The following is a 9,390-nucleotide window of genomic DNA, read 5'->3' as shown; positions in this document are numbered from 1 at the left end:
CCCCCGGGTCACCGCCGTAGGCGTCGGTGCGGCGGTTGGTGCCGGCCCACAGGAACTGGTCGATGAGGTAGCCGTGGGCGCCGTGCAGCTCCACGCCGTCGAAGCCGATGCGCTCGGCGTCGGCGGCTGCCCGGGCGAACGCGGCGACGACGGCGTCGATGTCGGCCTGCGTCATCGCCTCGCCCTTGCCCTCGGTGCCGTCCGTGCGCACCCCGGACGGACCGACCGCCGGGGCCTCGGGGTACGGCGCCTGGCCCTGCTCGCGGACCATGCCGATGTGCCAGAGCTGCGGCACGATGGTGCCGCCCGCCGCGTGCACGGCCTCGGCGACCTTCGCCCAGCCCGCGAGCTGCTCCTCCCCGTGGAACCGCGGCACCCGGTCGCTCTGCCCGGCCGACTCGTGCCCCACGTACGTCCCCTCGGTGACGATCAGTCCGACACCGGCCGCGGCGCGACGCGAGTAGTACGACACCACGTCCGCACCGGGCACGCCGCCCGGCGAGAACATCCGGGTCATCGGTGCCATGGCGATGCGGTTGGGGACGGTCAGGCCGTTGATCGTGACGGGCCGGGAGAGGATCCCGGCGGCTCGGGCGGTGGTGTCCGGGGAGGTGACGGTCACGTGGGGCTCCTCTGTTTTGAATACCGGTCAGTATGTGTACGTGCATCGAATGCACGCTCAGCACCAACCGGGAAGCGGGCGGGGGCATTCCCCCCGGGCCCCGAGCGTGACCCCGGTCACAAGGCGCCTCCCGAGCGCCGGGGTACGGTCGCCCGATGAGAACACGTCTCCTGCGCTTCGGCCTGTACGCGGACGAGGAGGGGCTGGCATGGGCCGGCTCGGTCGTCGACCGGGCCGTGGGGTCCCGGAACGCCCGGACCGTCGGCCTGGCCGTCGTCCGCACGCTCCCAGGCGGGATGACGACCGCCGACCTCTACGACCACCTGGCGCAGCAGTGGGCCTGGGAGCACCCGGGCCGGAGCAGCGGCGCGCGGGAGCCGGTCGAGCTGCGCGTCCGCCTGGCGTGCTCGCTGCGGACCTGGCGGGCGGTCCGCAAGGCGGTGCTGCGGGGCCTGTGTCCGCAGGGCACGGCACCGCACGTCTGCCGGGTGCCGTGGTGCGCCTCCTGAAACGCCCGAGGGCGGCACCCCCTGCCGGAACAGGGGGTGCCGCCCTCGGTCGTACGACGGACGGTTCCGATCCTCGGAAGGATCAGAAGTCCATGTCACCGCCCGGCATGCCGCCGCCGGCCGGAGCCGCGGCCTTCTCCGGCTTGTCGGCGATGACGGCCTCGGTGGTGAGGAACAGCGCGGCGATCGACGCGGCGTTCTGCAGCGCGGAGCGCGTCACCTTCGCCGGGTCGATGATGCCCTCGGCGATCATGTCGACGTACTCGCCGGTCGCGGCGTTCAGGCCGTGGCCGACCGTGAGGTTGCGGACCTTCTCCACGACGACGCCGCCCTCGAGACCACCGTTGACGGCGATCTGCTTCAGCGGAGCCTCCAGCGCGAGCTTCACGGCGTTGGCGCCGGTCGCCTCGTCACCGTCGAGCTCCAGCTTCTCGAAGACCTGGGAGGCCTGCAGCAGGGCCACGCCACCACCGGCGACGATGCCCTCCTCGACGGCCGCCTTGGCGTTGCGCACGGCGTCCTCGATGCGGTGCTTGCGCTCCTTGAGCTCCACCTCGGTGGCGGCACCGGCCTTGATGACCGCGACGCCGCCGGCGAGCTTCGCCAGGCGCTCCTGCAGCTTCTCGCGGTCGTAGTCCGAGTCGCTGTTCTCGATCTCGGCGCGGATCTGGTTCACGCGGCCCTGGACCTGGTCGGCCGAGCCCGAACCGTCGACGATGGTGGTCTCGTCCTTGGTGATGACGACCTTGCGCGCCTTGCCCAGCAGGTCGAGCGTGGCGTTCTCCAGCTTGAGGCCGACCTCCTCGGAGATGACCTCGCCGCCCGTGAGGATGGCGATGTCGCCGAGCATGGCCTTGCGGCGGTCGCCGAAGCCCGGGGCCTTGACGGCGACGGACTTGAAGGTGCCGCGGATCTTGTTGACGACCAGGGTCGACAGGGCCTCGCCCTCGACGTCCTCGGCGATGATCAGCAGCGGCTTGCCCGACTGCATGACCTTCTCCAGGAGCGGGAGCAGGTCCTTGACGTTGGAGATCTTGGAGTTCGCGATCAGGATGTACGGGTCGTCGAGGACGGCCTCCATACGCTCCATGTCGGTGGCGAAGTACGCCGAGATGTAGCCCTTGTCGAAGCGCATACCCTCGGTGAGCTCCAGCTCCAGACCGAAGGTCTGGGACTCCTCGACGGTGATGACGCCTTCCTTGCCGACCTTGTCCATGGCCTCGGCGATCAGCTCGCCGATCTGGGTGTCGGCGGCGGAGATGGAGGCCGTGGAGGCGATCTGCTCCTTGGTCTCGACATCCTTCGCCTGCTCGAGCAGGGCACCGGAGACGGCCTCGACGGCCTTCTCGATACCGCGCTTCAGGGCCATCGGGTTGGCGCCGGCGGCGACGTTGCGCAGACCCTCGCGCACCAGGGCCTGGGCGAGGACGGTCGCGGTGGTCGTACCGTCACCGGCGACGTCGTCCGTCTTCTTGGCGACTTCCTTGACCAGCTCGGCGCCGATCTTCTCGTACGGGTCCTCGAGCTCGATCTCCTTGGCGATGGACACACCATCGTTGGTGATCGTGGGGGCGCCCCACTTCTTCTCGAGGACGACGTTGCGGCCCTTGGGGCCGAGCGTCACCTTGACGGCGTCCGCGAGCTGGTTCATGCCGCGCTCGAGGCCGCGCCGCGCCTCCTCGTCGAACGCGATGATCTTGGCCATGTGAAGTGGTCCCTCCAGGACTGGGGGTGATTCCTTCGGACCGCGCCCGCGCCCGCGACGGACGGCTCGCCGGCCCCGTGGTTCCTTGCCCCACACGGCCCGCGGGCCTCACCGACCCGGTCCTTCGTTGTCACTCTCACCTTCAGAGTGCTAACGCCAATGATTAGCACTCGACCCACCCGAGTGCAAGGCGCGCCCGCGAAGCGGGCTCGTTGAGGGGTGGCGGTCGGGTGACGGGTGGGCGCAAGCGCCCATGGGGAGTACACGGGGGTGCTCGGCCGCACGCGAACACCGTCCGGCCGCGCGTGGGCACGGCGAAGGGCCCGCACCCCGGGGGGTGCGGGCCCTTCGTCGGCAGAAGATGCTTGCGGCTGGTAGCGCGTTCAGGCGCTGAGACGAACCATGTCGGCCTGTGGGCCCTTCTGACCCTGCGAGATCTCGAACTCGACCCGCTGGCCTTCTTCGAGGGTGCGGTAGCCGTCCATCTGGATCGCGCTGTAGTGGACGAAAACATCCGCACCACCGTCGACCGCGATGAAGCCGTACCCCTTCTCCGCGTTGAACCACTTGACGGTGCCCTGAGCCATGCCTAACTCCCCTATTACTGGCCCTTGCACAGATCCACACTTCGCGGATCCGGGTCAGACCTCACCCCCCAACGGTTGGGGGCGTGCGCCGGAACGCGTCGACCGCGGCTGAATGTATCTGTCCAACTGCCGTCTGCAACAGGTCAATCGGACGAGAAATCTGGACGACACCGGTCCGGAATGTGGCGAGAATTCGCCTTAATCCAGGGCAAGTCGGGCCACACAAAGGGCGCAAATGCCGCGGAAGGTGCCCATACTTTGGCTACATCCAGTCGGGCCTGCGGCAGGAATTCAGTGTTTCCGATCAGCGGATCGGGAGCGCGTTCCCCAACTCTACCGCGCTCAATCCCATGGAATTGCCCCCTCCGTTTCTCTCACGGAGGGGGCGATGCCCCGAACGCTCGGTAACCCTCATTACCGAAGGTAATGATCAGCCGCCGGCCACCGCCGGAATGATCGACACGCCGGCTCCGTCCGGGGTGGCCGTCTCGAGCCCCTGCTCGAACCGGACGTCGTCGTCATTGACGTAGACGTTCACGAACCGCCGCAGCTTGCCCTGGTCGTCCAGCACCCGGGCGGCGATCCCGGTGTGGTTCTTCTCCAGGTCCTGGATGACCTCGCCGAGGGTCGCGCCCTCGGCGGCGACCTCGGCCTGCCCACCGGTGTAGGTGCGCAGGATGGTCGGAATACGAACGGTGACGCTCACGAGGAGACCTCCGGGAGGGACAGCACCCTGGGGGCGCGGGACTGTGTTTGACATGCGGCTGCCGCCGCGTGGGCGCGACCGGCCACGGACGGTCCGCGGACGGACGACTCAGACGAGCCCGGCTTCGCGGAACGACTCGAGGCTGGGACGGATCGTCGCGGTCAACCCGGTGCCTGCCACCGCGTCCAGCGTCTTCAGACCGTCCCCGGTGTTGAGCACGACGGTGGTCAGGGACGGGTCGAGCGCCCCGCTCTCGAGGAGCTTCCTGGTGACCCCCACGGTCACGCCCCCCGCGGTCTCCGCGAAGATCCCCTCGGTACGCGCCAGCAGCTTGATCGCGTCGACGATCTGTTCGTCGTTCACGTCCTCCACCGCCCCGCCCGTCCGGCGGGCGATGTCCAGGACGTACGGCCCGTCCGCCGGGTTCCCGATCGCCAGCGACTTGGCGATCGTGTCCGGCTTCTGCGGACGTACGACGTCGTGCCCCGCCTTGTACGCGGTGGACACCGGCGAGCACCCCTCGGCCTGCGCGCCGAAGATCTTGTACGGCTTGTCCTCGACCAGGCCGAGCCCGATCAGCTCCTGCAGCCCCTTGTCGATCTTCGTGAGCTGGGAGCCGGAGGCGATCGGGATCACGATCTGGTCCGGGAGCCGCCAGCCGAGCTGCTCGCAGATCTCGTACGCGAGGGTCTTGGACCCCTCCGCGTAGTACGGCCGCAGGTTGACGTTGACGAAGCCCCAGCCCTCGCCGGCCGGGTCGCCGATCAGCTCGGAGCAGAAGCGGTTCACGTCGTCGTAGTTGCCCTCGATGCCGACGAGTTCACCGCCGTAGACGGCGGCCATGACGACCTTGCCCTGCTCCAGGTCGTGCGGGATGAACACGCAGGACCGGAACCCGGCGCGGGCCGCGGCGGCGCCGACGGCGCCGGCGAGGTTGCCGGTGGAGGAGCAGGAGAGGGTGGTGAAGCCGAAGGCGCGGGCGGCCTCGATGGCCTGGGCGACGACGCGGTCCTTGAAGGAGTGCGTCGGGTTGCCGGAGTCGTCCTTGACGAACAGCTTGCCGGCGTCGACGCCCAGTTCACGCGCGAGGTTGTCGGCCTGGACGAGCTTGGTCCAGCCGGGGTTCAGGTTCGGCTTGGTCGCCACGTCCGCCGGGACGGGCAGCAGCGGCGCGTAGCGCCAGATGTTCGCGGGTCCCGCTTCGATCCGCTTGCGGAGCTCCTCGGTGTCGTGGGCCGAGAAGTCGTACGCGATCTCCAGCGGGCCGAAACACTCCTCGCAGGCGAAGACGGGACCGAGGGGGACGCGGTGCCCGCATTCGCGGCAGGAGAGCGCCGCGGCGGGGCCGAGGTCTACGGCGGCGGAATCGGTGGTGCTTGCAACGGTCTGCACAGCCATGGAGGCGAGGCCCTTTCTCCTCATCTTCCTCACGACGCACCTCGCCGTGAGACGGATTTGGCACCTTCCCTAGCCGGGAGCCTCGCCACGTCCGTGTGACAAGAACCGACTGGAGGGTTGCCGGGGCTTCATCGGGCCGTATCCCTCTGCCCCTCTGGATGAGCGGTGTTCAGTTGTCGTCCGCGCGGTGACCCCGGCATGCGGTGGTCATCGGCGTTGTTCAAGACTGTAACCGAAGGCCTGCATGGTTGAGATAGTCGTCCGTACCGCGAGATGGATCACAGGCCAGTGAGGAGCCCGGGACCGTGCTGGAAGAAGTCGAGCGCTGGCTGATCGACCGTTCCTGGTCCGTGGCCGACCGCCCGCTCCACCGGATCCTGGCGGCGAAACGCGCGACGGGGCAGACGGTGAGCGTGGTGCTGCCCGCGCTCGACGAGGAGGCGACGGTCGGCGAGATCGTGTCGGTGATCCGGCACGACCTGGTGCTCCAGGTCCCGCTGGTCGACGAGGTGGTGGTGGTCGACTCGGGTTCGACCGACCGCACGGCCGAGGTGGCGGCGGCGGCGGGCGCGACCGTGGTGCACCGGGACGCGATCCTGCCCCGGATACCGGCGGTGCCCGGCAAGGGCGAGGTGCTGTGGCGTTCCCTGCTCGTCACCCGCGGCGACATCGTGTGCTTCGTCGACGCGGATCTGCGGGAGTTCTCCTCCGACTTCGTCTCCGGCATCGTCGGCCCGCTGCTCACCGAGCCGGACGTGCACCTGGTCAAGGCCATGTACGACCGTCCCCTCACGGTGTCCGACGGACGCGCCTCCGGCACGATCGCCGCCGGTCAGGGCGGCCGGGTCACGGAGCTGATGGCCCGCCCGCTGCTGAACATGCACTGGCCCCAGCTCGCCGGGTTCGTCCAGCCGCTCGGCGGCGAGTACGCGGCCCGCCGGAGCCTGCTGGAACAACTGCCGTTCCCGGTCGGGTACGGCGTCGAACTCGGCATGCTGGTCGACGCCCTGCACCTGGTGGGCCTGGACGCCCTCGCCCAGGTGGACGTCGGCGTCCGCATCCACCGCCACCAGGACGGCCAGGCCCTCGGCCGGATGGCCGCCGCGATCTACCGGACCGCCCAGCTCCGCCTGGCCCGCGGCCATCTGCTCCGCCCGTCCCTGACCCAGTTCGAGCGGACCGGCGACAGCTTCGAACCCCGTACGTACTCCGTGGACACGGAGGAACGGCCGCCGATGGCGGAGATCGCGGAGTACCAGGCACGGCGAGTGGCCTGACCGCCCGGCCGCCCCCGTGGCCGTCAGCCGGAAACGCCGTCCGACCAGCGCCAGGTGCCGCCGGAGTCCTGCGCGCAGGTCAGGTACTCGCCGCCGCGGCCGTGGGTGCTCAGACCGCGGTGCTTCCCGGCGCAGAACTGGCCGTCGGCGTAGCAGTTGCCGGCCGGGCTGGTGAGTTCGCAGGCACCGGTACCACCGCCGCTGCCGCCGGAGTCCTGGGTCCTCGCCGGTTCCGGGGTGGGGGCCGGCTCCGGGGTGTGCAGCGGGCGTCCGTCGCAGTCGTGGCCGTCACGGGGGACGGTGAACGTCACCGTGCCGGAGCCGTCGGTCTGCTCGCATACCTTCTCGCCCGTGCCCCAGGACGAGGCCCGCTTCCCGGTGCCCTGGAGGCGGACGGTGTAGTCGACGCCGGCCTTCTCGGCGGCGCGGACGGCCGGCCCGATGTTCTCGCCGGTGTGGTCCGGCAACGTGACGGGGGTCGGGGTCGGTGTGGGCGTGGGTGTGGGCGTCGGGGTGCCGGAGGACGCCTCGGGGGTGGGGCTGCCGCTGCTCGGCGTGGCGGTGGCCGCCGCGGGCCGTCCCTCCGCCTCCGTGTCGGCGCCGCCGTCACCGCATCCGGCCAGCACCAGTGCGGAGGCCGCGAGCAGCGCAGCCGTGCCGGTGAGTCCGCGCACGCCGGTGGATCCGCGCATGGACCTACGTATGGACATGATCGTCCGCCCCCCTAAAAGTTGAAATGCGCACCACACATCCTCAGCCTGTTCACATCTCCCACACAAGACGCGTGACCAAATCGCCACCGAGGTGACGCACGGGCACGTTTGAGGTTCCGGGGGCCGGGCTAGGTTGACGCGTATGGCTGTCACGCAGGGTGCTCAGGTGCTGGTCGCGTCGAATCGCGGGCCCGTCTCGTACACGGTGGAGGACGACGGTTCGCTGCGGACCGGGCGGGGTGGTGGCGGGCTGGTCTCCGGGCTGTCGGCGATCGGGCCGGACGCCGGGGCGCTGTGGGTGTGCTCGGCGCTGTCCGACGGCGACCGCGAGGCGGTGCGGCGCGGGGTCGGCGAGGACGGCGTGCGGATGCTGGACGTCCCGGCGGACATGCACGCGGACGCGTACAACGGGATCGCCAACTCGGTGCTGTGGTTCGTGCACCACATGCTCTACCAGACGCCGCTGGAGCCGGTCTTCGACGCGGAGTTCCGCCGGCGGTGGGCGTCGTACGAGGCCTACAACCGGGCGTTCGCCGAGGCGCTGGCCGAGGAGGCGGCGCGGGGTGCGGCGGTGCTGGTCCAGGACTACCACCTGACACTCGTCCCGGGGATGCTCCGCGAGCTCCGCCCCGACCTGCGCATCGCGCACTTCTCGCACACCCCGTGGGCGCCGCCGGAGTACTTCGCGATGCTGCCCGACGACATCGCGCGGCAGGTGCTGCGCGGGATGCTCGGCGCCGACCGGCTCGGCTTCCTCACCCACCGCTGGGCGGACGCGTTCACCGCGTGCTGCGAACGCTTCGCGGACGGGCTCGGGGACACCCGGATCGGCGTGCACGGCCTGGGCGCCGACGCGGACTTCCTGCGCGCCCGCGCCCACGAGGCGGACGTCGAGGAGCGGATCACCGCGCTGCGGGAGGAGGTCGGCGAGGGGCGCCGGACGATCGTCCGGGTCGACCGGACCGAGCTGTCGAAGAACATCGTGCGGGGCCTGCTGGCCTACCGGCAGCTCCTGGACGACCGCCCCGAGTGGCGCGAGCGCGTGGTGCACGTCGCCTTCGCCTACCCCTCCCGGCAGGACCTCGCCGTCTACCGCGACTACACCGCCGAGGTGCGGCGGCTCGCCGAGGACATCAACGAGCGCTACGGCACGCCCGGCTGGCGGCCGGTCGTCCTGCACGTCAAGGACGACTTCGCGCGCTCGCTGGCCGCGTACCGGATGGCGGACGTGGCGCTGGTCAACCCGATCCGCGACGGCATGAACCTGGTCGCCAAGGAGGTCCCGGTCGTCTCCGACGCGGGCTGCGCGCTGGTGCTGTCGCGGGAGGCGGGCGCCCACGAGGAGCTGGGCGAGGACGCGATCACGGTCAACCCGTACGACGTCGTCGGGACCGCCCGCGCCCTGCACGAGGCCCTGACGATGGGCCCGGACGAACGCGCCGAGCGCACCAAGCGCCTGTCCGCGGCGGCGACCGCGCTGCCCCCGGCCCGCTGGTTCCTGGAACAGCTGGACGCGCTGCGGGACGGAACGCCCGGCCGGCCGGAGGTATGACCGGTCACACAGGCGTGCGGGGGTGCGGGCGCGGATAGGTTGGACGGTATGGCCAGCCATACGGATTCCACGGAGCCGAGTGCCACGCCGACGCCCGCCACGCAGGCCGGGCGGGAAGGGCTGGAGGCGCTTCTCTCCCGCCCGGGGAAGGCACTGATCGGGCTCGACTTCGACGGGACGCTCGCGCCGATCGTGGCCGATCCCGAGCAGGCCCGCGCGCACCCGGACGCGGTGGACGCGCTCGCCGCGCTCGCGCCCCGGGTGGCCGCGGTCGCGGTCGTCACCGGACGGCCGGCGGGTGTCGCGGTCCGCCACGGCGGC

9 protein-coding genes, 1 pseudogene and 1 riboswitch are annotated in these 9,390 nt (G+C 70.7%); of the genes and pseudogenes, 4 read left to right on the top strand and 6 right to left on the bottom strand.

Annotated elements, in window-relative coordinates:
* Positions 1–622: pseudogene (locus B7767_RS12205) on the bottom strand (12-oxophytodienoate reductase); the annotation flags it as partial.
* Between the two features lie 155 nt (positions 623–777).
* Here B7767_RS12205 and B7767_RS12200 point away from each other — a divergent pair.
* The gene (locus B7767_RS12200; RefSeq protein WP_085572217.1) at positions 778–1,131 is read left to right on the top strand and encodes a hypothetical protein; all 354 of its coding nucleotides are present in this window, start codon (positions 778–780) and stop codon (positions 1,129–1,131) included.
* Between the two features lie 82 nt (positions 1,132–1,213).
* Here the strand turns inward: B7767_RS12200 and groL are convergent, their stop codons facing one another.
* From groL to thrC, 4 genes are all read right to left on the bottom strand, one after another.
* On the bottom strand, positions 1,214–2,836 hold the full coding sequence (gene groL / locus B7767_RS12195; RefSeq protein ID WP_030864456.1) for a chaperonin GroEL: 1,623 nt from the start codon (positions 2,834–2,836) through the stop codon (positions 1,214–1,216).
* 383 nt (positions 2,837–3,219) lie between these two features.
* A complete protein-coding gene (locus B7767_RS12190; protein WP_004929928.1) occupies positions 3,220–3,423 on the bottom strand; it encodes a cold-shock protein in 204 nt (67 codons plus the stop codon).
* Between the two features lie 430 nt (positions 3,424–3,853).
* Complete coding sequence (locus tag B7767_RS12185; RefSeq protein WP_073934392.1) at positions 3,854–4,129, bottom strand: ubiquitin-like small modifier protein 1; 276 nt, start codon at positions 4,127–4,129, stop codon at positions 3,854–3,856.
* Between the two features lie 108 nt (positions 4,130–4,237).
* Entirely contained in the window at positions 4,238–5,527 is a 1,290-nt protein-coding gene (gene thrC / locus B7767_RS12180) for a threonine synthase (protein WP_085572216.1), read from the bottom strand.
* A 17-nt stretch (positions 5,528–5,544) separates the two neighbouring features.
* A riboswitch (SAM riboswitch) is annotated at positions 5,545–5,692 on the bottom strand.
* Between the two features lie 140 nt (positions 5,693–5,832).
* On the opposite strand from thrC, the gene B7767_RS12175 reads away from it, so the two are divergent.
* The gene (locus B7767_RS12175; RefSeq protein WP_085572215.1) at positions 5,833–6,804 is read left to right on the top strand and encodes a glucosyl-3-phosphoglycerate synthase; all 972 of its coding nucleotides are present in this window, start codon (positions 5,833–5,835) and stop codon (positions 6,802–6,804) included.
* A gap of 23 nt (positions 6,805–6,827) precedes the next feature.
* Here the strand turns inward: B7767_RS12175 and B7767_RS12170 are convergent, their stop codons facing one another.
* A complete protein-coding gene (locus B7767_RS12170) occupies positions 6,828–7,496 on the bottom strand; it encodes a hypothetical protein (protein WP_256923418.1) in 669 nt (222 codons plus the stop codon).
* A 163-nt stretch (positions 7,497–7,659) separates the two neighbouring features.
* Here B7767_RS12170 and B7767_RS12165 point away from each other — a divergent pair, with 163 nt between their 5' ends.
* Both B7767_RS12165 and B7767_RS12160 read left to right on the top strand, forming a co-directional pair.
* Positions 7,660–9,069: a trehalose-6-phosphate synthase gene (locus tag B7767_RS12165; RefSeq protein WP_179167121.1), complete on the top strand. Its 1,410-nt coding sequence runs from the start codon at positions 7,660–7,662 to the stop codon at positions 9,067–9,069.
* Positions 9,070–9,117: 48 nt separating this feature from the next.
* Positions 9,118–9,390 (top strand): trehalose-phosphatase (locus B7767_RS12160; RefSeq protein WP_306297957.1); only part of this gene is annotated, 273 nt, incomplete at its 3' end.

The organism is Streptomyces sp. 13-12-16 (assembly GCF_002114215.1).
GTDB lineage: Bacteria > Actinomycetota > Actinomycetes > Streptomycetales > Streptomycetaceae > Streptomyces.
This window is presented reverse-complemented; position numbering and strand designations above follow the sequence as displayed.